This is a genomic window from Sphingobacterium sp. SGG-5 (genome assembly GCF_011043525.1).
Classification (GTDB): Bacteria; Bacteroidota; Bacteroidia; order Sphingobacteriales; family Sphingobacteriaceae; genus Sphingobacterium.
This window is the reverse complement of the sequence record NZ_JAAKGO010000007.1, coordinates 252,225-277,874: the sequence shown is the minus strand read 5'-3', so window position 1 is coordinate 277,874 and position 25,650 is coordinate 252,225. Positions and strand designations below refer to the sequence as shown.

The 25,650-nt window shown below is 42.4% G+C and carries 18 protein-coding genes and 1 tRNA gene; 17 read left to right on the top strand and 2 right to left on the bottom strand.

Annotated features, from left to right (window positions below):
• Window positions 1-89: 89 nt before the first annotated feature.
• The 5 genes from G5B30_RS13040 to G5B30_RS13020 all read left to right on the top strand — a co-directional run bounded on the left by G5B30_RS13040 (window position 90) and on the right by G5B30_RS13020 (window position 8,435).
• Window positions 90-1,148 (top strand): efflux RND transporter periplasmic adaptor subunit, encoded by a 1,059-nt coding sequence (locus G5B30_RS13040; protein ID WP_165320431.1) that lies wholly within the window; start codon window positions 90-92, stop codon window positions 1,146-1,148.
• Between the two features lie 10 nt (window positions 1,149-1,158).
• Window positions 1,159-4,236, top strand: a complete 3,078-nt coding sequence (locus G5B30_RS13035; RefSeq protein WP_165320430.1) for an efflux RND transporter permease subunit — start codon at window positions 1,159-1,161, stop codon at window positions 4,234-4,236.
• Window positions 4,233-5,546 (top strand): TolC family protein, encoded by a 1,314-nt coding sequence (locus tag G5B30_RS13030; protein WP_206367118.1) that lies wholly within the window; start codon window positions 4,233-4,235, stop codon window positions 5,544-5,546. Before G5B30_RS13035 ends, G5B30_RS13030 begins: the two co-directional genes overlap by 4 nt.
• A 290-nt stretch (window positions 5,547-5,836) precedes the next feature.
• Window positions 5,837-7,258 (top strand): Gfo/Idh/MocA family protein, encoded by a 1,422-nt coding sequence (locus tag G5B30_RS13025; protein ID WP_165320429.1) that lies wholly within the window; start codon window positions 5,837-5,839, stop codon window positions 7,256-7,258.
• Between the two features lie 97 nt (window positions 7,259-7,355).
• Window positions 7,356-8,435 (top strand): formylglycine-generating enzyme family protein, encoded by a 1,080-nt coding sequence (locus G5B30_RS13020; RefSeq protein WP_165320428.1) that lies wholly within the window; start codon window positions 7,356-7,358, stop codon window positions 8,433-8,435.
• A 61-nt stretch (window positions 8,436-8,496) separates the two neighbouring features.
• Here the strand turns inward: G5B30_RS13020 and carB are convergent, their stop codons facing one another.
• Window positions 8,497-11,316, bottom strand: a complete 2,820-nt coding sequence (gene carB, locus G5B30_RS13015; protein WP_165320427.1) for a carbamoyl-phosphate synthase large subunit — start codon at window positions 11,314-11,316, stop codon at window positions 8,497-8,499.
• A gap of 241 nt (window positions 11,317-11,557) precedes the next feature.
• On the opposite strand from carB, the gene G5B30_RS13010 reads away from it, so the two are divergent.
• Window positions 11,558-12,574, top strand: a complete 1,017-nt coding sequence (locus G5B30_RS13010) for a DUF1080 domain-containing protein (protein WP_165320426.1) — start codon at window positions 11,558-11,560, stop codon at window positions 12,572-12,574.
• 56 nt (window positions 12,575-12,630) lie between these two features.
• Here G5B30_RS13010 and G5B30_RS13005 read toward each other — a convergent pair whose 3' ends face one another.
• A complete protein-coding gene (locus tag G5B30_RS13005) occupies window positions 12,631-12,936 on the bottom strand; it encodes a Smr/MutS family protein (RefSeq protein ID WP_165320425.1) in 306 nt (101 codons plus the stop codon).
• A 111-nt stretch (window positions 12,937-13,047) separates the two neighbouring features.
• Here G5B30_RS13005 and G5B30_RS13000 point away from each other — a divergent pair.
• The 11 genes from G5B30_RS13000 (at window position 13,048) to G5B30_RS12950 (ending at window position 25,637) form a co-directional block, all read left to right on the top strand.
• Window positions 13,048-13,121: transfer RNA gene (locus G5B30_RS13000), tRNA-Pro, on the top strand.
• 331 nt (window positions 13,122-13,452) lie between these two features.
• A complete protein-coding gene (locus G5B30_RS12995; protein ID WP_165320424.1) occupies window positions 13,453-14,043 on the top strand; it encodes a DUF1989 domain-containing protein in 591 nt (196 codons plus the stop codon).
• Window positions 14,040-14,738 carry a guanitoxin biosynthesis heme-dependent pre-guanitoxin N-hydroxylase GntA gene (gene gntA, locus G5B30_RS12990; protein ID WP_317164348.1) on the top strand — a complete coding sequence of 233 codons (699 nt, stop codon included), beginning with the start codon at window positions 14,040-14,042 and terminating at the stop codon, window positions 14,736-14,738. The genes G5B30_RS12995 and gntA overlap by 4 nt, the downstream gene beginning before the upstream one ends.
• Before the next feature lie 75 nt (window positions 14,739-14,813).
• Window positions 14,814-15,452 carry a 5'-methylthioadenosine/S-adenosylhomocysteine nucleosidase gene (locus G5B30_RS12985; protein ID WP_165320422.1) on the top strand — a complete coding sequence of 213 codons (639 nt, stop codon included), beginning with the start codon at window positions 14,814-14,816 and terminating at the stop codon, window positions 15,450-15,452.
• Between the two features lie 82 nt (window positions 15,453-15,534).
• Complete coding sequence (locus G5B30_RS12980) at window positions 15,535-15,963, top strand: hypothetical protein (RefSeq protein WP_165320421.1); 429 nt, start codon at window positions 15,535-15,537, stop codon at window positions 15,961-15,963.
• A gap of 93 nt (window positions 15,964-16,056) precedes the next feature.
• Window positions 16,057-17,442 carry a TolC family protein gene (locus tag G5B30_RS12975; protein ID WP_165320420.1) on the top strand — a complete coding sequence of 462 codons (1,386 nt, stop codon included), beginning with the start codon at window positions 16,057-16,059 and terminating at the stop codon, window positions 17,440-17,442.
• Between the two features lie 9 nt (window positions 17,443-17,451).
• On the top strand, window positions 17,452-20,634 hold the full coding sequence (locus G5B30_RS12970) for an efflux RND transporter permease subunit (protein ID WP_165320419.1): 3,183 nt from the start codon (window positions 17,452-17,454) through the stop codon (window positions 20,632-20,634).
• 19 nt (window positions 20,635-20,653) lie between these two features.
• Window positions 20,654-21,763 (top strand): efflux RND transporter periplasmic adaptor subunit, encoded by a 1,110-nt coding sequence (locus tag G5B30_RS12965; protein WP_165320418.1) that lies wholly within the window; start codon window positions 20,654-20,656, stop codon window positions 21,761-21,763.
• A gap of 125 nt (window positions 21,764-21,888) precedes the next feature.
• Window positions 21,889-22,509: a TlpA family protein disulfide reductase gene (locus tag G5B30_RS12960; RefSeq protein WP_165320417.1), complete on the top strand. Its 621-nt coding sequence runs from the start codon at window positions 21,889-21,891 to the stop codon at window positions 22,507-22,509.
• Between the two features lie 86 nt (window positions 22,510-22,595).
• Window positions 22,596-24,365 carry a DUF1800 domain-containing protein gene (locus G5B30_RS12955; protein ID WP_165320416.1) on the top strand — a complete coding sequence of 590 codons (1,770 nt, stop codon included), beginning with the start codon at window positions 22,596-22,598 and terminating at the stop codon, window positions 24,363-24,365.
• 3 nt (window positions 24,366-24,368) lie between these two features.
• Complete coding sequence (locus G5B30_RS12950) at window positions 24,369-25,637, top strand: DUF1501 domain-containing protein (protein ID WP_165320415.1); 1,269 nt, start codon at window positions 24,369-24,371, stop codon at window positions 25,635-25,637.
• Window positions 25,638-25,650: the final 13 nt, after the last annotated feature.

Here is a 25,650-nt window from a genome sequence, read left to right as displayed (position 1 = left end):
GTTAGCCATAAAAGTCTATCATAACATTTTTACAAATAGTTTGGGTTAATAATTTTATATTGTGGTTTTTACCATCGACAGATCATTGTATGACCCGAAGAATAGTGTTTTTTTTATCCGCAATAGGGGTAATTATTATTGGATTAGTTGCTTATCGCCTATTAGAAAATAGTAAGAATAGAAAGTTAGAGACAGCTCGTAAGGAAAGAGGTGCGGCTACGGTGTATGCAACGGTCGCCAAAGGACGGCCTTTTTCAGATTATTTATCGTTGACCGGTGCGATAGAACCGAATGAAGTGGTTGAACTTCGATCAGAAATCTCAGGTATTGTTGAGACGTTAAATTTCACGGAAGGGTCGGAAGTTAGTGCTGGCCAAGTCTTATTGAAAATTAATGATTCAGAGCTACGTGCTCAATTGGGCGAAGCAAATACCAGAAAATCGTTAACAGCCGAAAACGAACGAAGAGCGAGGTTATTGTTGGAAAAAGAAGCTATTAGCCAGGAAGAATATGATTTAGCGAAGGCGGAGTATCAGACTGCACAGTCTCAAATTCAGCTTATAGAAGCACAGCTTAGCAAGACCGTACTGAAAGCTCCTTTTTCGGGAACAATAGGATTGCGAAACATATCGAAAGGCAGTTATATTACACCGACGACCGAAATTGCTCAATTGGTGAATACAAGTAAGTTGAAAGTTGATTTCTCAGTTCCCGAGAAATATGCCACAAAGGTAAAGACAAATACCTTTATCCAGGTTTCTATCCAAGGTGACTCTACGGTCTATGAGGCTCGGATCTACGCGATAGAACCGAAGATCGAGTCCAATACACGGACACTACGTGTCCGGGCTATAGTGGATAATGCGAAACATAATTTGATACCGGGATTGTTTGTCAATATCAATTTTCCATTGGAAACATTAGAAAATGCGATACTTATCCCTACTGAAGCGTTGATTCCTATTCAGAACGGAAAGAAGGTGTTTATCCTCGACTCGGGACGTGCAAGAGAAATCGTCGTTGAATCCGGGGCCAGAACAAATGAAGATGTTTTGATAACCAAAGGATTAAATATCGGAGATACGGTGTTGACATCGGGGATGATGTCATTACGTGACGGTAGTCCAATTCAAGTTTCATTACGCTAATCTACGAGGAATGAGTTTATCTACACTTAGTGTCAAAAGACCTGTATTAGCGATAGTGATGAATCTTATGCTCATCCTATTTGGTATAATAGGATATACATTTTTGGGTGTTCGTGAGTTTCCTTCTATAGATCCAGCTCAGATTTCAGTGCGTACAAACTATACGGGAGCGAATGCAGAGATTATCGAATCCCAGATTACAGAACCGCTCGAGAAGTCTATCAATTCCATAGATGGTATCCGGAATATTTCTTCGTCCAGTAATCAAGGTAGCAGTAGTATTAGCATTGAATTCAATCTGGAAAAAGACTTGGAGGAAGCTGCCAACGATGTGCGGGATAAAGTGTCACAAGCCTTACGTAGACTTCCGCAAGATATTGACGCGCCACCTGTTGTCTCCAAGGCTGATGCTGATTCGGAACCCATCATTACGATGACTGTACAAAGCTCGACCAAAGATGTTCTGGAGCTCTCAGACTATGGGGAAAATGTAATCGCCCAACGTTTGCAGACTATTCCGGGGGTTAGTTCGATACGGATATGGGGGCTGCGTAATTATGCGATGCGGCTATGGATAGATCCGGTGAAATTAGCTTCTTATGGTTTGACGATCTTGGATGTTCGAACGGCCTTAAATGCACAAAATGTTGAACTTCCTTCCGGAAAGTTAACGGGGGCAAATACAGAGTTAGCTGTAAAAACCATGGGTAACCTAGAATCGGAAGAGCAGTTTAATAATATTATCATTCTAACCGAAGGAGAAAAGATTGTCCGGCTTAAGGATGTGGGAAATGCAGCGCTTGAAGCGGAAAATTTTGAGACAAAAATGTCCGATTCGGGTTATCCGATGATTGCTTTGAATATTATACCCCAACCCGGAACAAATTATTTAGATATTGCTAAGCGCTTTTATCAGGAATATGAACGTTTGGAGAAAGAGATACCAAAAGGTTTTGAGCTAAACGTGGCCTTGGATAATACGATGTTCGTCAAGAGATCCGTATTGGAGGTTGTTGAAACGCTTATTATAGCCATTATACTGGTTGTCCTCATCATCTATGTGTTTTTTAGGAATTGGTCCATCGCTTTTCGACCACTTATAGATATCCCCGTATCGTTGATTGCTACATTTTTTATCATGTATTTATGTGGTTTTTCCATTAATGTATTGACCCTCTTGGCAATCGTTCTGGCGACAGGGTTGGTGGTCGACGACGGTATTGTGGTAACAGAAAATATCTTTAAAAAAGTGGAACAGGGGATGTCTCCGATTGAGGCCGCCATTAAGGGATCCAATGAAATTTTCTTTGCGGTCATTTCGATCTCCATTACACTGGCTGCCGTATTTTTGCCTGTTATTTTTCTGGAAGGCTTCGTTGGACGTTTATTTCGAGAATTCGGCGTTGTCATCGGTTCGGCTGTATTGATATCCGCCTTTGTGTCTTTATCTCTTACCCCTATGCTAAATGCGTATCTCATGAAAGGTGGAGAACAACATAAATCGACATTTTACAGCCGGACGGAAAAGTATTTTGAGATTATGAATAAGGAGTATGAAGGGTCACTTAAGAGCTTTTTAAAATTCAAGTGGTTAGCCGTGTTCATCATTCTCTTTTGTTTTGGTTTGACGTATTTGTTTTACCAGATTTTACCGAAAGAGACCGCACCGTATGATGATCGGAGTTTTGTTTCCTTACGTGCCACTGCACCTGAAGGCGTTTCATACGATTATATGGACCGCTTTATGACGGATCTGACGATGCTTATTAACGATTCGATCCCCGAGAAGAAAGTAAGTTTGGTTATTACATCACCTAGCTTTGGATCAGCATCGGTCAATACGGGTATGGTCCGTATGGGCTTGGTTGAACCGGGTGAAAGAGATCGTTCACAAGCTGAGGTTGCCCATTCTTTGTCGCGACTCACCAGACGCTATTCGGAGGCACATATAACGGTTTCCCAACAGCCTACTATCTCTGTCAATAGGCGAGGGGGGCTACCCATACAATATATTATTCAGGCACAGAATTTTGATAAATTAGAGGAGAAGGTTCCGGAATTCATGGAGGAGTTATCCAAAGACAGGACATTCTCGGTGGTCGACGTCAATTTGAAGTTTAACAAGCCTGAAGTATATGTCATGATTGATCGTGAGAAGGCACAAACTTTAGGGGTGTCGGTGATGGACATCGCTCAAACTTTGCAGATGTCACTTTCAGGACAGCGTTTTGGCTACTATATGATGAACGGAAGGCAATATCAGGTTATGGGACAATTTGATAAGCAGGATCGTGCGACGCCAATGGACTTGGCATCGATTTATGTGAAGAATAAGTCCGGTGACCTTATACAATTGGATAATATTGTGAAAGTCGAAGAGCACAGTAGTCCTCCGCAACTGTTTCATAACAACCGGTATATGTCGGCGACAGTTTCGGCTGGCTTAGCGCCGGGGGTTAGTTTGGGAGATGGTATACAAGCAATGGACGCTATCCGGGATCGCGTGTTGGACGATACATTTTCCACAGATCTTGGCGGAGAAGCCCGCGATTTCGTTGAAAGTAGTTCCAATACCATGTTTGCATTCGGACTGGCTGTTTTACTTATATTTTTGATTCTTGCAGGACAATTTGAAAGTTTTGTCGATCCAGTAATTATTTTATTGACCGTACCTATGGCTGTCGGAGGAGCTATGTTTTCATTGTGGTTATTTGGGCAGTCATGGAATATTTTCAGTCAGATCGGTACCATTATGTTGATCGGTTTAGTTACAAAAAATGGAATTTTGATCGTGGAATTTGCCAATCAGCTTCGTGATAGCGGATATGAAAAATATGAGGCTGTTGTTAAAGCTGCAGAGGCCCGGCTCCGGCCGATTTTGATGACATCTTTTGCCATCGCTTTAGGTGCTCTTCCGATTGCATTGTCTTTAGGAGCAGCATCGGTTAGCCGTATAGGTATGGGGGTGGTTATTGTTGGCGGTACAGTCTTCTCGTTGATACTGACGCTGTATGTTATTCCCGCATTTTACTTGATGTTGTCTAGAAAGAGAGTACATAGGCCAGAGTTCGATAATATAGAGGAATGATGAAATTAAAAATTTTAGGAGTTATTTTTTTTGGCTTATATATCGGCATAGGGTATGGCCAAGAAATGCTGACTGTTCGACAAGCTGTTGAAATTGCTTTAGCGAATAACTATGATATCAGGTTAGCGAAAAATGATTTGTTGATTGTCCAAGAAAACGTGACTTATGGAAATGCTGGTATGCTACCGAACGTAACGGGTGATTTTTCGCAAAATAATAATCTCCAAAACTCAACGCAGACCCAAAATACGGGTGTTGTGCGGGCGTTGGATAATGCAAGAAATAACAGTATGACATATGGTGTCAGTGTGGGATGGACGATATTTGATGGGCTCGGTATGTTTTCAAGGTATGAAACATTAAAGGAACTGGAAAAACAGGGCGATATACAGCTTAAGAAGGCTGTTCTGACGCAAGTGTCCGATGTGATAAGTACGTATTATACTATAGTGGAGCAAAACAACCTGTTGCTGGCGCTGGACTCCAGTATAACGATTTCAAAGGAACGGCTACAAACGGCGGAGAATAGGTATATGATCGGTAAAGCATCAAAACTGGAGGTTTTGAACGTTCAGGTGAATTTGAATACAGATCAGACCGCTCGGATTAAACAGGAGGAGATTGTTAAAAATTTAAAGATAACATTGAACAATCTGTTGGCTCGAGACCTCGATATCGAATTTGACGTTGTAGCAGATGTAGATGTGGACGAAAAGCTCATTTTTGCCGAGTTATTGGAGAAATCGAAAAAACACAATCCGGACTTATTGGCCATAGGTATATCGAAACGATTAGCGGAGTTAGAACTTAAAACAATAAAGGCCAATCGTTATCCTACGGTTCGCCTTCGTGGGGGATATAATTTTTCGGAAACGGAATCAAGTTTAGGCTTTGTGGCACAATCCAGCTCCAGGGGCCTTAACTATGGCGTTACAGCTTCGATAAATATTTTTGATGGATTTAACCAAAGGAGGAGCGAGCGTATTGCCAAGTTACGGATCGACAATGCGGATCTGCTTGCATCACAACAGCAAAATTTTGTGGAGACATCCTTAATGCAGGCTTTCCAAAGTTATCAGACCCATGTGGCTCTGTATAAATTGGAAAGGAAAAATGTTCAGATTGCAAAGCAGAACCTCGCGATTACGATGGATAAATTTCGGATAGGAACAATCAGCTCGGTCGAATTTAGAGATGCACAAGAGAATTATCTTAATGCAGTTACACGCTATAATTCATCCAAACTGCAGGCTAAATTATCTGAAACCTATCTCAAGGAAATCGTGGGTGCCATAAGGTTTGGGGCTTAAAGAGGGGTAATGGCCGTTTTTGTTGAAGTCAAACGATTTCGTTTTTAGAACAAACGTTTGCGTTTGTTTTTTATTTTTTTTTATCCCTGATATCGATTAATATTGTGATAGATAAGCGGATGAGTACCGCTATATCGGTAGCCAATAAGCCTTGAAAGTCCAGATTGGTTATATGTAGTGAGAACTGTTTAGTTTGTTTTAAAATAGGTGATTTTAGAGGGGGCTTCATGTCCCCTTTAATTTTTTTGTTACAAGTATTTAAATCTATATTATATTAATAAATTCACCGTATGAATTCCGATAGAAGAGATTTCCTAAAAAAAGTATCGTTGCTATCCGCAACGGCTGTCACTTTGCCAACATTGAATGCAGAAGCAAAGGCAAGTCCAAGGTTTAACATGTCCGGGTATCGGGCCCCGAAATTGGATAAGGTCCGGGTCGCGATCGTAGGGTTAGGAAATAGAGGGTCTGGGGCTGTCGATCGGTATACCTATATCGAAGGAGCAGAAATCGTTGCGTTATGCGATCGGCACGAAGATCGTGCGTTAAAACAGCAGAACCTAGTAACGGGAAGAGGATTGTCGAAACCTGTGATCTATTCGGGAGATAACGGATGGCAGCAGATGCTAAAAGATGTACAGATCGACTTACTATATATCTGTACGCCGTGGGATTGGCATACACCAATGAGTATCGCGGGCATGAAAGCGGGTGCGCATGTGGCCTGTGAAGTTCCTATCGGCCTATCAGTAAAAGATTGCTGGGAAGTCGTAAAAGTATCCGAGCAGACCAAAAAGCACTGTATGATGTTGGAAAATTGTTGTTATGACTTTTTTGAGATGCTGACTTTAAAAATGGCCCGTGAAGGCGTTTTTGGAGAGATAATTCATGCAGAAGGAGCTTACATCCATGACTTATTGGATTTAAACTTCAGTAAGACGTATTACGATGATTTTTGGCGGTTGAAGGAAAATATTAAATACAATGGCAACCTCTATCCGACACATGGTATAGGTCCTGTTGCTCAATGTATGAACGTTAACCGTGGTGATGTAATGACTTCGTTGGTTGCTATGCAGACCGATGATTTTCATATGGCGGAGGAAGCGGAACGGTTGGCCAAAGAGGATGATGTATATGCGCCGTTTGTGGGCAAAAAATACAGGGGTAATATGAATACAACGTTGATTCGTACCCAAAAAGGAAAGACCATCATGATTCAGCATGATGTTACTTCTCCCCGCCCATATTCGCGGATACATTTGTTGAGCGGCACCAAAGGATTTGCCGAAAAGTACCCGAAGCAGGGTATATCATTGAAAAGCTATAAACATGGACATAGTTTCCTGACCGATGACATGGTGGAAGAACTACGCGAGAAATATACACCGGAATTAGTAAAATTTATTGGCCAAGAAGCGAAGAAAGTCGGTGGCCACGGAGGTATGGACTTTATGATGGACTGGCGACTGATCGATTGCTTAAGAAACGGTCTTCCGTTGGATCAGGATGTATATGATGCGGCAGCATGGAGTGCTATTGTGCCATTGAGTGTCGAATCAGTAGGCAAGAACAGTAAGTTGGTTAGCTTTCCGGATTTTACCAAAGGTGCATGGAAGACAAATACACCGGTTGACCTGACTTTGAATGGAGGGGGTAATACCAAAATACGTCCTAAGGTAGATAATAAGGGTAAACAATTGAATGTTTAACCGTTTTGTTTCTGTTTTATTAAAACAAGACCCGGTCTTTCTTGAGGCTGGGTCTTGTTTTTTTTGATACCGGTAATTGTTTTTATATATTTATTGCATGTTAGTGAGATTTTTAGGTTTTCTGTTTCCGTTCTTTTTGGTGTTAGGGTGTACCAATACACAACGACAAGGTGCACACTTGGCGGAAGCGGATTCGGCTGCGAGCTGTGCAATGTCGAGTATTCCAAGTAGATTTAGTCGTGTTGCGAAGTCTGATTCGCTTCACCGCCAGACCGGAGAGGATGAGGCACCCATGGTTTATATTGAAGGAGGAACATTTGTTATGGGATCTAAGAATTTCCCTGATGCGCTTCCTCTTCATGAAGTTGAGGTGTCGTCTTTTTATATGGATGAGCACGAAGTGACCAATGCACAATTTGAAATGTTCGTGAAAGCAACAGGATACATAACAGTAGCTGAAAAAGAGTTAGATCCGAACGAATTTCCAGGAGCTGATCCAGCATTATTGGTGCCGGGATCTGCTGTGTTTTCGGCTCCGGATAATGTGCATGGGCTCCATAACCATTTGCAGTGGTGGAAATATGTACCGGGAGCAAACTGGCGATATCCCGAAGGTCCCGGCAGTTCTATAAAAGGACGGGAAAACCACCCAGTAACACAAGTAGCCTATCAAGATGCCGAAGCATATGCGAAATGGGCAGGTAAGCGTTTGCCAACCGAAGCCGAATGGGAATATGCAGCAAAAGCGGGTAAGCATACTTCGGAAACCTATTATTGGGGCGATCAAAAAACTGAAAAAGGAAAATGGTTGGCCAATATCTATCAGGGAGAGTTTCCACGGCAAAATACAAAAGAAGACGGGTTCGAAACGACATCGCCTGTGAAGTCTTTCCCTGCGAATGCATACGGTTTGTATGATATGGAAGGGAATGTGTGGGAGTGGTGTTCAGATCTTTATACCCCCGATTATTACAACCATAGCCCGAAGGAGAATCCAAAAGGACCTACAACCTCGCATGATCCACAAGAGCCAGGGTTGGTAAAACGAGTGCAACGAGGTGGATCTTTTTTATGTAATGATCAATATTGTGAACGCTATAAAGCAGGTAGCCGTGGGAAAGGTGAAATCAATAGCCCTACGAATAATGTTGGTTTCCGATGTGTGAAGGATATTTAAGTAAAATAAAGGCTTGCCGAAATAAAATGGCAAGCCTTTTCTTATGTAAAAGATAACTTTATTACTGTGCATTCAGGAACATCGATTTCTTCGAAACGAGTTCTCTGAAAAATGGATCCTGAAGATCTTTAATAAAGCGTATCGCCTCACCTGTAGATTTCATCTCTGGGCCCAGCTGCTTGTCTACTTCGGGGAATTTTGAGAACGAGAATACAGGTTCTTTGATTGCCCATCCTTCCAGCTTACGCTCGATTTTAAAATCTTTTAATGTATTGGCACCTAACATTACCTTTGTTGCAATGTTGATATAAGGTACATCGTAAGCCTTCGCGATGAAAGGAACAGTACGTGAGGCACGTGGATTGGCCTCGATTACGTATACCTTCTCATCTTTTATCGCAAATTGAATATTAAGCAAGCCTTTTACATTCAATGCTTTTGCCAACTTGATCGAATACTCCTCCATTTTATCTTGTACGTGTTGGGATAAACTGAAAGGAGGTAATACTGCGGAGGAATCTCCGGAGTGTATACCCGCAGGCTCAATATGCTCCATCATACCGATGATATGTACGTCTTCGCCATCACAGATAGAGTCGGATTCAGCTTCTTCGGCTCTATCAAGGAAGTGGTCGATCAGGATATGGTTGCCTGGCAGCGCGTGTAGTAGATTGACGACTGCTTTCTCCAGATCTTCATCGTTGATAACGATACTCATACCTTGTCCGCCCAATACGTAGGAAGGACGAACTAATACGGGATATCCTACTTCGCTAGCCACTTTAATCGCTTCTTCTGCAGAAGTTGCAACGCCGTATTTCGGATAAGGGATATCTAATTCTTTCAACAAATCGGAGAAGCTCCCGCGGTCTTCTGCAAGATCCATATCATGGAATGACGTTCCGATAATTTTGACACCTAACTGCTCCAGACGTTCGGCCATTTTCAATGCGGTCTGACCGCCTAGTTGTACAATAACACCTTCCGGTTTTTCCAGTTCGATAATCTCACGCACATGTTCCCAAAAAACAGGCTCAAAGTAAAGTTTGTCAGCCATGTTGAAATCTGTAGAAACAGTTTCGGGGTTACAATTGACCATAATCGCTTCGTAGCCACATTCTTTAGCTGCTAATAGTCCGTGTACACAAGAGTAGTCAAACTCTATACCCTGACCGATACGATTAGGCCCAGAGCCTAATACAATAACTTTCTTTTTATCCGATGCGATAGACTCATTTTCGTCTTCAAAAGTAGAGTAATAATAGGGCGTATGTGCAGGGAATTCGGCCGCACAGGTATCAACCATTTTATATACACGGTGAATGCCTAATTCTTTACGACGGTCATAAACTTCGTCTTCCGTTACATTACCGAGTAACCAAGCAATTTGTTGATCTGAATATCCCTTTTGCTTTAATGTCATGAAAAAGTCGCGCGGAATATTCGATAGTTGATAGCGGCGAAGCTCCTGTTCCAGCTGTACCAATTCCTGGATCTGTATCAAGAACCATTTATCAATAAGGGTCGCTTTGCGAATGGATTCCAGGGGAACACCTAATTCAAAAGCATCTTTGATATGGAAAAGTCGGTCTGCACTTGGATGTTCCAGACTATGCATGATTTCCTCGAGGTTACGCAATTGACGACCGTCAGCTCCAAGCCCTGCACGACCGGTTTCTAAGGACTGTGCAGCTTTTTGTAAAGCTTCAATGAATGTGCGGCCGATAGCCATGACTTCACCAACAGCTTTCATCTGTAATCCTAATTCCTTATTGGCACCTTTGAACTTATCAAAATTAAAGCGAGGAACTTTGACAATGACATAATCCAAGGTAGGCTCAAAATAGGCTGAAGTTGTTTTAGTGATCTGGTTCTGTAGTTCATCCAAATTATAACCGATAGCTAATTTAGCGGCGATCTTGGCGATGGGGTACCCTGTGGCTTTGGATGCCAGCGCTGAAGAACGGGATACACGCGGATTGATTTCAATCGCGATGATCTCTTCGTTTTCAGGATTTACAGAGAACTGTACGTTACATCCTCCGGCAAAAGTACCTATAGAGCGCATCATGCGGATAGCTTGGTTACGCATATCCTGATAGCATTTATCCGATAATGTCATCCCAGGTGCTACCGTAATTGAATCTCCGGTATGAATACCCATGGGATCAAAGTTCTCAATGGTACAGATAATGATGACATTGTCATTTGCATCACGTAATAGCTCTAATTCAAATTCTTTCCAACCTAATACGGCTTGTTCGACGAGTACTTCGTGTGTAGGAGAGGCGTGTAAACCCCGATTTAGAGCGGCATCGAATTCATCCTTGTGATGTACAAACCCACCTCCAGTTCCTCCCAATGTATAGGAAGGGCGTATGACTAAGGGATACCCAATTTCTTGGGCTGCTTCCTTGCCTTCCAGAAATGAATTGGCAATTTTGGATTTTGCTACACCGATGCCAATATCTACCATTAATTTACGAAATTCTTCACGATTTTCTGTCTTCTCAATGGCTGCAACGTCTACCCCGATAACCTGGATATTGTATTTTTCCCAAATACCACGGTTAGAAGCTTCAATACATAGATTTAAAGCCGTCTGCCCACCCATGGTAGGTAATACAGCATCAATTTGTTGCTCCTGAAGAATTTGTTCAATACTCTCACAGGTGAGTGGGAGAAGGTAGACATGATCCGCGACAACTTTGTCTGTCATGATCGTTGCGGGATTTGAGTTGATAATGGAAACCTCTATGCCTTCCTCTTTTAGAGATAAGGCAGCTTGAGAACCCGAATAATCAAACTCACATGCTTGTCCGATAATAATAGGGCCGGAGCCGATGATTAAAACGGAATTGATGGAAGAATTTCTAGGCATTATTTTTTTAATTCAAAAAGTTAAAATACTAGATTGTAGTTTGCAAAGCGGGGGAAATGCTTTTTTACGAAGTGATATTCCGACTGCTTTGTCGGAGTGCAAAGTTATAATTTTTATTTCGAAAAATAAAACAAAACATATAGGAGCGTACGTTAAAAACGGGTGAAATTTTAGAAAAAGCTTGAGATAGTAATTTATTGGCCTTTTTTTATAGATTTGTATTATATAAAACTAAACATACATGATGAAAAAATCTACTGGCCTATTTATTGTATTGGGCGCAATGGTTAGCATGACTCAAATTTCGTGCGACGGTGTCAATGATGGTAAGCAAAAAGATGGTAAGCAAAAAGAAGAGATTCATAACCCTGCTTCACAAACAATTCCAGAGGAGGCAAAAGGGCTAATCGGCCGTTGGGATATTACAGTTGATAAAAACGGTAAGCAAGCACCGTCATGGTTGGAGGTTAAGCTTTCAGGCTTTAATGTTTTGGTAGGAGCTTTTGTTTCTGATGCTGGAAGTAGTAGACCTGTATCACACATTAAATTGAACCAGGGAAAGTTTTCTTTTGATATCCCGCCACAATGGGAAGGTGGAGAAGGAGTGTTTACTATCCAAGGAGAACTTGTCGGTGAGGAGATTAAAGGAACTATCCAAACGAATAAAGGAAATACTTTTGCCTTTACCGGGGTAAAGGCACCTTACTTAGTAAGGACTGGTGATGTGGAGTGGGGTGAACCTATAGAACTTTTTAATGGTAACGATTTGACGGGATGGACAACTTCATCCAATGATAATCAATGGATAGTGAAAGATGGTATTTTGATTAACCAGAAAGCTGGAGCTAATCTGATCACAGAGCAAAAGTTCGAAGATTTTAAACTTATGGCCGAATTCCGTTATGCAGAAGGTGGCAACTCGGGAATTTACCTGCGGGGACGTTATGAAGTGCAGATTGAGGATTCGCCGAAGGATAGACATCCAGGCTCCCTCTATTTTGGAGGTGTTTATGGCTTTTTGTCACCGAGTGAGCTGGCTACCTTAGGTGTCAATGAGTGGAACACGTATGAAATTACATTACGGGGGCGTATGGTTACTATAGTTGCTAATGGAAAGACAATTATCAATAACCAGGAAATTCCTGGTATTACAGGTGGGGCTTTAGATAGTAACGAAGGAGAACCGGGACCAATTTACTTGCAAGGAGACCATACAGGTGTCGAATTTAGGAAAATCACCATTGTTCCTGCAAAATAAAAGGATATTTAGTCTGAATTGTGAGGTTATTTGTGTCTTCACAATTCAGACATTTTTTATAATCCAATGACTACAACAACGATATCCTGATTTTGATGAGAAGGGTAGTATCGGACAATCAAACCGCTTTCTTTATAATAGCCTAACTCTTCGTATACAGCTTCGCGGAGTATTCCTTTTCCCTTGCCGTGTATATATCTTATTTCTTGAAATTCCCAATATATAGCAGCATCTAATGTTTCCCGAAGTCGGGTTATTGACTCAGCAAGTAGCTCATTACTATCGTAATCTTCCCAGTCATCCAGAAAGGCATCTGCATGTAAATCTACTGTCTTCGGTGGCTTAGGGAGGGTTCTATTCATACGAAATCTTGCTGGGTTAGTGCAAAGATAGTTAAAACGTGAATATTGTTTTTATTTGTAGTTGACAAAAATGGTTTATATATTTGTGGCCACAAAAAAGGTGATACCTTTCGGGGTGTAGCGTAGCCCGGTATCGCGCCACATTTGGGATGTGGAGGTCGTAGGTTCGAATCCTGCCACCCCGACAAAAAAAGTCTGACGAAAGTCGGACTTTTTTTGTTTGTGGCGGGATGAGAACCGTGGTTCGATCCGCAGGAGCTTTAGGGGGCGAGTCTGGGGCCAGCGGGGCTAAAGCAATCCTGCCACCCCGATCAACAAAAATGAAGCTCTCCGTCCATGACGGAGAGCTTCATTTTTGTTTTCCGATGCGTCGAGTTTACTCGGGCGAAAACATTTATTTTCTTGGGCTGTTTTATGAATAAAGATGTTCTTCTGAAAGGGCCTGACAAACATATATAAACTATATTCTGTCAGGTAGCATTACATCTATAGGTTGCTTTTTAAAATTTTAAAATAATGAATATTATACCTCCCCGTAGCGGAACGGCATTTATCCTGAAAAAAAACGAACGTCTAAAAGTGTACGATATAAAAGGTGAACAGGTCTCGGATTTCATATGCTTTAATCATGCTAATCCGTTAGAATATTTATCTAGTGGGCGGACGATTGATTATGAAGAGACCATTTTTCTAACGCAAGGCAATAAGTTTTATTCTAATTTAAGCAATGTCATGTTTACTATGGAAGAAGATACTGTTGGTAAACATGATTTTTTACTTACTCCTTGTAGCGCGGATACTTTTCGAATTATTTATGGGCATGCCAATCCACATAGGGGTTGTTTCGGTAATCTTAGTGAGGCATTACACCCGTTTGGAATCATGCCAGACCAGATTCCGATCTGCTTTAACATTTTTATGAATGTGTCGGTTGATGGTCTTACGGGCAAAATAGGTGTTCATCCGCCAAGGAGCAAAGCTAATGATTACGTGATATTGCACGCACAGATGGATCTAATTGTAGGAATAACTGCATGTTCGGCCGAAATGTCCAATAACAATTCATTTAAGCCAATAGGTTATGAAATTTTAAATAACGGCGAATAGGAACTGCGCTGCGAATTGGTGCAAAAAATAAGGAAATTATGGCAGATGTGATAAACGCTTTCAAAGAAATGATATCCGATAAAACATTTCCATGTGTGGCCGCTAAAGATGCGCTGAACAAAGATAATATTAAATTTCTAAGTGCAGGGCATATCGCTTGTCCGAAAGATGATGAAAGAATCTTAGAATTTATATATAATTTCACAAGACAATTTCGTAATCGTGAAAAGGGTTTCCACAGTGCGGTCGTTTTATTCCCCTTCACGGAGCCCCTCGACGAGAAACAGTTTGAAATCTTTTTGTTTCAGCGTTTGAAAGCTCTCCGTGCTTTGGACGCTAAGAATTTTGCACACGATAAAAGAGTCAGCGAAGATCCGCAGTCAGAAAACTTTAGTTTTAGTCTGATGCAGGAGGCTTTCTTTATCATCGGCTTACATCCCGGTAGTAGCCGCCCCGCACGTCAGTTTCCCGCTCCCGCAATAGTCTTCAATCCGCATGTTCAGTTTGAAGATTTGAGAAAAAAAGGTCTCTACGACAAGCTGAAGGCCATTGTAAGAAAAAGAGATATGAATTTTTCTGGATCTGTCAACACTATGCTTGCTGATTTCGGCGACCGCTCTGAAATATTTCAGTATAGTGGAAGAGTTTACACCACTGAGGAAAAATGCCCATTTAGCGGGTTATCATTAAAATAAGCTTAACCGCTGGTGGAAAATAGAAAATATTAATAACAAAATAGGTAGCTTTACGGCTGATCTATATAAAGCGGTATGATACGGATAGACCACAACCATTCTTTTTTCCTTGAAAATGTGCTATTTACCTTTGCTTTAGCATCCGAAGCTGCGGATATATTCACAGCATATAACCATTTGATCTGTGGAATTGGTAAGGTTAGTGCAACATACGAGCTGATGAAAGCGATCAGACAGGAAAGACCGCAGCTGATTGTAAATTTAGGCTCGGCAGGAAGCAGCCAATTTCAAAAAGGCGATGTGGTCTGCTGTACCAAATTTATCCAACGGGACATGGACGTGAGAGCCTTAGGGTTTGAACTCTACGAGACGCCCCTTTCCGGTATTCCTACCCTCCTTGAGTATGGTTTACACATGGAAGCACTGCCTGCAGCTATCTGCGGGACAGGGGATAATTTCGAAATGGCCCATGCTGTGCAACATTATAATATCGTGGACATGGAGGCTTACGCCTTGGCTTTGGTGGCCAGTAAAGAAAATATTCCATTTCTCTGCCTCAAATATATTTCGGACGGTGCCGATGACGGCGCAGCAGAAGACTGGACAGTACAAGTGCATAATGCGGCAAATGCCTTTGCGAAAGTGTTGAACTTGCCCGATAAAAATAATATACAATTAGAAACGACCCCTGCTAAGGTTAATATCCCTTCATAGATAGACTAAATGTTGATGTAATAGGAGATGTCATACGAATTTTACATACATATCTCCTACAAAAGCTCTATTATTGCAGGATATGTCGAGACATAACCATACATATAGATTACGGGGCGTGCGAACCTTAACGCGTGTCGTCGCAATGTTGTGTTTGTTGTTATCGTCCTGTGCGGTGAAAGCAAGTATAAAGCAGTTATTGGCTCTACATACCACCGAACAATCGTCAAGTCCACATAAGCAAAACGGAAAACAATATGTTTCCCAAATATGGAATAGCTGCCAATATGAGCAGGTAGTGGATAGCGTAACGATACAAAAAGGCGGCTTTGAGTTTTCCCAAAACATATTAGCTGTATTTTTCTTTCCAGCGTTTCTCTTTTTTCTGTTGAGTTTCCGCTGGGAAAACAAAGAAAACAATCATCCCCTTTATCAGGACAGTAAAAGAATTCCTAAGCCCATTCCTCTCTTCTTGGAATATCGCAAATTGATCATCCCCTTCTACGCCTAGTCTTTTTTCTATGGATGCCGAGAATAAGGGCATCCTCTCAATTGTCAATTAAGATAATCGCAGGTCTAATGACCTTAAAACTTTATTGTAATCATGGTAAAAAAGACTATGGTAAACACGTCTATATGGTTTGCCATGGCTGTTACATCCACATTATACGGACAACAGCCAAAAGAGAATACTTTGGGCTCTCTATGGCCCAAAGTCGAAGAGAACTATCCGGGTATCGGTGTAAAGATGACTGCGATGGATGCCGCAAAGCTCAATGAGCAGGTAGTCAAGAGCAATATGCTCCCACAGGTAAAAGCACAGGCACAGAATACCTATGGTACTTACGAAGGGAGTGCAGGAGCTTTTTTTTCGCAGGCAGGTTTTTTCAATGTAAGCGGTTTATCGGTAGCCATAGACGGCAGTTCTACGGCAGCCAATACCTTTGGTTCTACCATCATTGAATGGGAATTATTTTCTTTCGGGAAGCTGCGCAAGCAAATCGAAGCCGCCGGAGCTTTGTACGATAAATCGGTCAGCGATAAAGATGCCTATATACTCAATCTGAAAAAGACATTATCAGAACGGTATATTACGCTTTTATATAATGATGCCAAACTGATCTGGACGGAAAAGAATGCAGAGCGTTTGGATGATATTCGCAAAATCACTTCGGGCCTATCCGCATCAGGACTTAGACCCGCAGCCGACAGTCTGCTCGCCTCATCGTCCTATATGCAAGCGATGGGCGAAAATAATAAATGGAGTGGCTTTAGAGCGGCTGCTTTGATCAAATTATTGGAGTTGTTCGGCGATGAAACGCTTAATTATACGGCTTCTGCAGAAAGGTTCACTAATCCGTCCGCTATTTATCAAAATACGGAGAACTCCGTTGGTTCTTCGCATCCCATTTTGGATGCACTGGATAAACAATCCGAATATTACACGTTAAGCGGTCAGGCAAAAAAAAGAGCCTCGTTACCTACCATCAGCCTATTGGGAGGTTATGCCCACCGGGGTACGGGCATTGGTCCGAACGGGACGGTATCTGGGGCGTGGAAAGACGGTTTTAGTAATATGACCAACAACTTTTTGGCAGGTATCGGTATCACATGGAATATCACCAGTCTGCATACCACTCGGCTAAAAAGCGAACAGCTTTTTAAAGAAGCTGAAAGTGCCAAATTACTCAAAACGCAGTATAAACAGGCAATGCAGGCAGACTTATCCGCATCACAGACCAAGATCGGGCAACAGTACCAGCAGCTCCGGAAAACAAGGCTTTCCGTAAGGCAGTCTGAAGACGCATACAAGATGTATCTGGCAAGATATAAAAGCGGGCTGATCGGACTGAGCGAACTCTTACAGATCCGCATCTTGCTGGAACAGGCAGAAAATGCCCATATAGAAGCCTCTCGTGATTATTGGATGCTCCTTGCTTACGAGGCGGAACTGACCGCCGATTTTGGTTTTTTGTTTAACAACCTTTAATGATTATCTATGAACCTGATAAGATTTGCGTTAAGAAGGCCAATTGCAATTATGGTTGCCGTATTGGCAATTGGCTTCTTTTCCTATAATACCGTAAAAAAAATAAACGTAGATATATTCCCCGAAGTGGAATTACCTGTGATGTATATCGCCATGCCCTACGGAGGGCTTTCTCCGGCATATATGGACGGGTTTATGGCGAACGAGTTCCAAAAAGTACTCCTGTTCGTCAGTGGTGTGCAAAACATCGATTTCAAAAGTGTACAAGGATTGACCCTGATGAAACTGACCTTTTATCCCGGAACCGATATGGCACAAGCTGCCGGCGAGGTGTCGACGTCAGTTTCCCGAGCAATGGGCTTTCTGCCGCCCGGTGCTGTGCCGCCGATGGTGGTGCGTTTTGATGGGAGCTCGCTTCCCGTCGGACAATTGGTTTTCGAAAGTGACCAGCGATCCGTCAATGAACTGCAGACGTTGGCTATTACGAGGATAAGGCCGATGTTTGTCGAGGTTCCCGGTATTACGGCTCCGGCTCCTTTTGGCGGAAATATACGTTCGATAATCGTGAACATTGACCCTGAGGCGATGCAGGCGAATGGATTAAGTCCGGAAGAGATTACGGTAGCCATTACCAAAAACAGTCTTCCATCCCCTGCGGGAAATATCCGTATAGGAGATGAGAACCTGATGGCACCGATTAATTCGATTGCAAAAGGTCCGGAAGAATTATTGAAAACCCCTATAAAAACAAACGATAACCGTACCGTATATGTGGGCGATGTGGCCCGTGTGGAAGACGGAGCCGACCAGACTGTGGGATATGCCCTTGTCAATGGGAAAAGATCGGTTTATTTGCCTATCATTAAAAAGGCGGATGCGTCTACACTGGAAGCTGTTGAAAACCTGAAAGCCTCCATACCAAAATTGAAAAGCCAATTGCCCGAGGATGTACAGGTCAGTTATGCGTTTGACCAATCGACTTATATCGAACGGGCCCTTTCCAATCTGATTTTGGAGGGTATTTTAGGAGCGGTCTTCACGGGCTTGGTCATATTTTTATTTTTAGGTGATACCCGTGGGGCAATCATTGTTGTATTTACCATTCCGATAGCGATTTTGTCGGCTGTTTCGGTATTGCACCTTTTAGGGCAGACTATCAATATTATGACCCTGAGCGGCCTGGCGCTGTCCATCGGTATCCTGGTGGATGAAGCCACGGTTACGATAGAGAATATCCATCAGCACATGGAGATGGGTAAATCCAAATCACGGGCCATCATTGATGCACTGTATGAAATTTCTATTCCTAAGCTATTGATATTGCTTTGCATCCTTGCAGTGCTGACTCCCGCCTTTATCATGACAGGCATTCCGAAAGATATGTTTATGCCTTTGTCGTTGGCGGTGGCATTTGCCATGATCGCATCTTTTTTAGCCTCACAGACCTTTGTTCCGATTTTAGCAAACTGGATGATGAAGAGCAAGCATAACAAAGAAGCCAATACACCGAGAAAACGGGCATTCTTTGAAAAATTCCGGATAAATTATTCCTACCGTATGCGTACATGGTCAACGAAAGCACTGCCGCTTTTTGCTATCTATATCTTGATTGCGGGTGGCATCGTTGCATTATTGCTGAACGTCGTGGGCACGGATGTTATGCCTGTTTCGAATAATGGCGACTTTCAGATACGTATTCAGGCTCCGCAAGGAAGCCGGATCGAAAAAACCGAGCAGATCGTCAAAGATATTACGGAGGATATCAAAGCAGAACTTCCTGAAAATGGTCTGAACATTACTTCTGCTTTTGTGGGTATGCACCCAGCGGGCTCACCCATCAACCCCATTTTTCTTTTCAGTAACTCTTCCCATGAAGCGGTCTTACAGGTATCCGTCAACCAGGAAGTGTATGAAGGATCGATAGAAGACTTTAAGGAACTGATCCGGAAGAAGATCAATGAGAATCATCCCGAAGTCGCTTTTAATTTTGAAGCGATGGAGCTGACCGAGAAGATCATGGGGCAGGGGGCAATGACGCCCATTGAGGTCAAAGTAGGCTCCAGACAGGTCAAAGGGGCTTATGCGCACGCATCCAAGATTGAGGCCAACCTAAAAAACGTTCCCTATTTACGGGATGTCCGCATTGCGGAACCCATTGATTACCCTACGTTGGAAATCGAGGTCAACCGTGACCTTGCCGGACAGTTTGGGCTGACGATGCAGGATATTACCCGGAGCTTGGTTACGGCCACATCATCCACTCGTTTTACGGACAAGAACCTCTGGATCGATCCGGTATCGGGATTGGTGTTCCAGGTACAGGTGCAGATACCCGAACGGATTATGCAATCCGAAGAAAGACTGCGTTCTTTACCCTTGAAAGCGGGGAGTCTTCGTCCGGTTCTTGAAGATGTGGCGACCATAAGCCGAACAACGGCTCCTGCACAGGTCAACCGTAAAGGACCAAATCGGTACGTTACTGTTGTTGCCAATGTGTATGGGAAAGATCTGGGAACTGCTTCGGCAGCCGTTAATCAGGCCATTGCCGACGCAGGAGAACCACCCCGGGGTACTACGGTCTGGACAGAAGGTACTTTACAGTTATTGGACGATACATTAAGTAGTCTTTTAGCTGGCTTGGGCGTTGCTATTGTTGTTATATTTTTGATGTTGTCCGCATACTATCAGTCCTTTAAAGTGCCATTAGTGATCTTATCTGTATTGCCTGCTGTGGTTGCGGGAAGTCTTACCCTGCTTTTCCTAACGGGAAGCACGTTAAATCTCCAGTCCTATATGGGTATTATTATGTCGCTCGGTGTATCGGTATCGAATGCCGTACTGCTGGTCAATCAGGCAGAATACTACCGCAAACAATTGGCACTTAAGCCTGCGAACGCTTCACGTCTGGCGGCATCCTCCCGAATGAGACCCGTGTTGATGACTGCTGCCGCCATGTTTGCCGGAATGTTGCCAATGGCATTAGGCTTAGGTGACGGAGGGGAGCAGGTGGCACCACTGGGCAGAGCCGTTATCGGTGGGTTGGTCGCTTCCACAGTGACCATACTGCTGTTGGTTCCGCATTTTTTCTCATCTCTAATGTCGAGAACTTCCATTATCAGCCCGTCATTGGATCCGGATGACAACGAAAGCAAGCATTATGTAGAGCATTCAAATAAACAAATGATATTATAAACATTAAAACAATAAGACAATGTATCACAACATTTCAATACATAAAAAATCAGTAGCACTATTGGCTATGGCAGCCTCGTTGGTATTGGTCCTTTCGGCTTGTTCGCAAAAAGCGACCGAAAAAAAACAGCTGCAGACCGAAAAGGTAAAATCGGTTAGTTACCCGACGGCTCCCGTACAGTTCATCAATCCGGAATACGAAATATCGGTTCCGGCAGAACTGAAACCTTATGAGCAGTTATCGGTATATGCAAAGGTGAGTGGATTTGTACAGCGATTGTACGTGGATAGAGGCGACCATGTTCGCAAAGGACAGCTCTTGGCAGTATTGGAAGCTCCCGAAATGGAACAGCAATACCTTTCGAGCAAATCATCGGAACAAAAGGTTTATAACGATTATCTCTACGCCAAGCAGGCTTATGACAGATTGGTTGATGCTTCCAAAACCACGGGAGCAGTTGCGGACATTGAATTGGACAGAGCCAAAAGTGCAATGGAAAGTGCAAAATCGGCTTATGACGCTTCCAAAGCAGGGACGGCACACTCTTCACAGTTACAGCAATATTTGCGTATCACGGCACCGTTTGACGGTGTGATAACGCAGAGGAATGTTTCTGTTGGTGCATTGGTGGGAACGGGAAACAACACGCTTTTGTTTACGATGGCACAGGGCAATAAGCTGCGTCTGACCTTATCCCTGCCTGAAAAACACGCATCATCGGTAAATGAGGATATGATAGCCACTTTTACGGTCAGCTCACAGCCCGGAAAGACATTCGATGCCGCACTTTCACGTACATCGGGCTTGCTCGACCAACAGGACCGCTCTCTTATCTTGGAGTTTGATGTGAACAATCCGAGGGGTGAATTGCAAGGCGGCGATTACGCACAGGTTAAATTGAAATTACAACGTAAAAGCCCCTCGCATTGGGTACAGAGTAGGTCTGTCTTAAATACTCAATCGGGAACGTATGTTTTAACGATGAATAATAGCGAAGTAAAACGGATAGCGGTCAATGAGGGTATACGCCTAGATACCTTAACCGAAGTATTTGGCAATCTCTCACCGGAAGATAACGTTATTTTAAAACCATCAGAGGAAATTAAAGCAGTGATCGTGAGTAAATAAACCTTGCATTTATGAGATGCCCTCCATTCAAAAGCTCAAGGAAACCACCACAGATTATAAAAGCTCTGCGTAAATTGGTAGACGATAAAAAAACTCATGAAAAGAAGCAGAAGAAATAAAAAGTTATGAACAACAACAAAGAAAACTCAAAAGGGAAAATAGCGACAGTTCGACAATACCTTCGGAAAAACGGAACTTCTATACTCATTGGACTTGCCCTCATCGTAATATTGGTCAGTCCGGATGCAAAGTCATGGGCGCTCCGTCAACTTATGAATACGGGGTTTTTCAATGCAAAAATAGAAACAAACAATCTGAAAACCGACAGGTTATCGACCGTGGCTTTTGATTTTGTCGATAGCGAAGGTAATATTCGAAATACGGTATCGCTAAGAGGTAAGGTCGTGTTTATCAATTTTTGGGCGTCTTGGTGCCCACCGTGCCGGGCGGAGTTTCCATCGATTGAAAAGTTGTACGGTAAATTTAAGGATCATCCGGATATTTTCTTTTTAATGATCAACGAAGACAATGACATGGCTATCGCACATCGCTATCTCCAAAAAGAGAAGTATACAGTACCTTTATATCAGACAAAAGGCAAGGTTCCGAGCGAAATTTACACCGGCGTGTTGCCTACGACGGTTGTACTGGATAAGGGTGGTACTGTCAGGTACCACCATACAGGTTTTGCTAATTATGGTTCGGAAAAATTTATGAAGCAAATAAATGAGTTGATAATGGAATAAAAATTTTGTATTTTTTAATAAAACTTTTCGTTAATTTTATAGCTGTTATAAACTTTTGTACACAGTCCACGTAAAATATTACAGTTATGAAAAAGCAGGGTAAAATGATAGGGATGTTCTTATTGGCAACCTTTAGTCTGTATTTTACTTACGGCCAAAAGAAAGCGGAACGCTTCCCTTATAAACAAAGTGGATTGAGTAAAGAACAGGCGGCTATTCACCTGTTGAGTCGATTTACTTATGGATACAACAGTAATGATGTGCGGGATGTGCAGAAGGAAGGATTGGAAAAATGGTTTTTCAAACAGCTGCGTGCTGAACAAACGGACGAAAAATTGGAGCTCTTATTGGAACCCTATGCGGATGTGTTGATGGATAACCAATCCATTGTGCAAAAATATCCGAGGGGGCCGCGTGTACGTCGCATGATGATTAATGATGGATTTATCCCCAAAGATTCAGTGGATAACCGGAGTAAATTTTATAAAGCGGCCTATAAGCAATACATGGAAGAAAAAGGCTACCGGCCAGAAGGGGAGCTGTTTAGAAAATTTATAGCTACAAAGGTATTGCGTGCGGCATTCTCTGCCAATCAGCTACAGGAAGTTATGACAGATTTCTGGTTTAATCATTTTAATGTTTCCTTTACAAAGCCTCAGTCTGCACCCTATATTCCATCCTACGAGAACCACGTTATACGCCCCTATGCATTAGGTAAGTTTGAAAGTCTTTTATTGGCTACGGCAAAATCGCCGGCTATGTTGTTTTATCTGGATAATGCCTCCAGTACAGTAGAGAGACCAAAGTCCAAAAATAAAAAGGGGATCAACGAAAATTATGCGAGAGAGTTGATGGAATTGCATACGCTTGGCGTGGACGGAGGTTATACCCAGAAAGATGTGTCGGAAGCTGCCCGGATATTTACGGGCTGGACGGTTTATCCAATGAACGGATATGGAAATCCGAATATGCTTAAGAGTATGACGGCAACGAATAATAAGATGAAAAATCAGAACATCGTGGATGGAGATTTTATATTCGTCGCTAACAGACATGATAAAGGACGAAAAGTAGTATTAGGACAACAGTTTAACAATGATGGCTATAATGAAGGAGCGGACTTAATCTCGTATTTGTCCAGCAGACCCCAAACGGCCCGCTTTATCTGCAAAAAGATAGCTATTCGTTTCGTCAATGATAAGCCGGATGAAGCTTTGGTTAACAAAATGGCCGATACGTTTCTGAAATCGGGGGGAGATATCAAAAAAGTGTTGACTGTCATGGTCTCTTCGCCTGAGTTTTGGGACAAAAGAAATATGTATGATAAGGTGAAAACACCTTTTGAATTAGCAATTAGTACGGTACGTGCGTTAGATGGACAGATCGAAAATCCGAACCGTCTAGTCAACTGGGTTACCCGGATGGGTGAAAAAAAATATTATTATGTAGCACCCACAGGTTTTCCTGATCAGTCGAGCTATTGGATTAATACCGGCTCTTTATTGAATCGGATGAATTTTGGCTTAGCTTCTATATCCAATAACGCATCGGGTGTAGATATTGATTTGTTGGAGTTGACCAATCATCGGGAGCCTGAAAGTGCGGAAGAGGCCCTGGAAGTATTTGCACGTCTCTTGTTGCCTTCAACAGATATCGCGGTGTTAAAATCCCGGTTATCTCCTCTTTTAACTGCACAGAATTTGCGACAAAAGATAGAAAAATCGTCAGGAGGTACTTTTTATGAGAAAACCGACAAGAAAGAAAATCTTATGGCCAAAGGAAAGAAGTCGAATAATGCGATGCTGGCGCAGGTGGTCGGCTTGATTATCGGTTCTCCAGAATTTCAAAGACGTTAAGTCATGTATACACGTAGAGCATTTTTAAAATCATCAGGATTAGGTCTGTTTGGAATAGGCTTGATAGGTGGCATACCTGCTTTTGTAGCAGAAGCCGTAGCACGTGAAAAAAACAATCCTTTATATAGTAAAAGAAAAGTCATTGTTTGCATTTTTCAACGAGGTGCTATGGATGGTTTAATGGCGGTAAGTCCTTTTGAAGATCCTTATTTCAGGGAGGCGAGACCCACATTATTTATGGATGCCGCTAAAAGTGGTTCGGGGAATAATTTAATCGATCTGGATGGACGCTTTGGATTGCATCCCGGTATGAAAGCTTTTGAAACTGTATTTCGTGAAAAACGGCTGGCTATAGTGCATGGCATTGGGTCTCCCAATACGACACGATCGCATTTCGATGCACAGGATTATATGGAATCGGGAACTCCTTTCCGGAAAAATACAACCAGCGGTTGGTTAAACCGTGCTGTTGGTTTGTTGGGACATGATAATGTAACTACTCCTTTTTCGGCTGTAAGCTTGACACCTTCCTTGCCAAGATCGTTATACGGAGATCAAGCTGCATTAGCTATCAATGATTTAAAGAATTTTAAAATTCAGGGTCGGGGAGAGATATTGAATCAAAATGCAAAGACTTTTGAGGATCTATATGATAAGACGAAGAATGATCTTTTACGAGATACCGGAAAGGAAAGCTTTGAAGCGATGAAGATGCTACAGCGTAATCTGGTTAAGAATTATAAACCCGCCAATAATGCTGTTTATCCGAATAGTAGTTTGGGTAATTCATTAAAGCAGATTGCGCAACTTGTTAAAATGGATGTTGGATTGGAGGTGGCATTTACGGAATCTAATGGTTGGGATACACATTTCAATCAAGGAAAGGATACTGGTATTTTTGCACGGAATGTTGGAGACCTGTCTAAATCTATCATGGCCTTTTGGAATGATATTGAAGCTTATCAGGACGATGTCTTGGTCATGACAATGACAGAATTTGGACGAACAGTACATCAAAACGGGACGAATGGAACGGATCACGGGCGTGCATCGTGTAACTTTATATTAGGTAATCACGTAGATGGTGGTAAGGTTCATGGTGCTGTTGATATGTTGGCCAAAGAAAATCTGGAAGATGGTCGCGATTTGCGCGTAACCACGGATTTTCGAGCTGTCTTCTCTGAAGTAGCCACATCACATCTAAAACTAAAAGATAACAAGATGCTTTTCCCCGATTGGGACGGCAAGGGGATAGGAGTGATGAAAGGATAAATTTAAAAAGCAC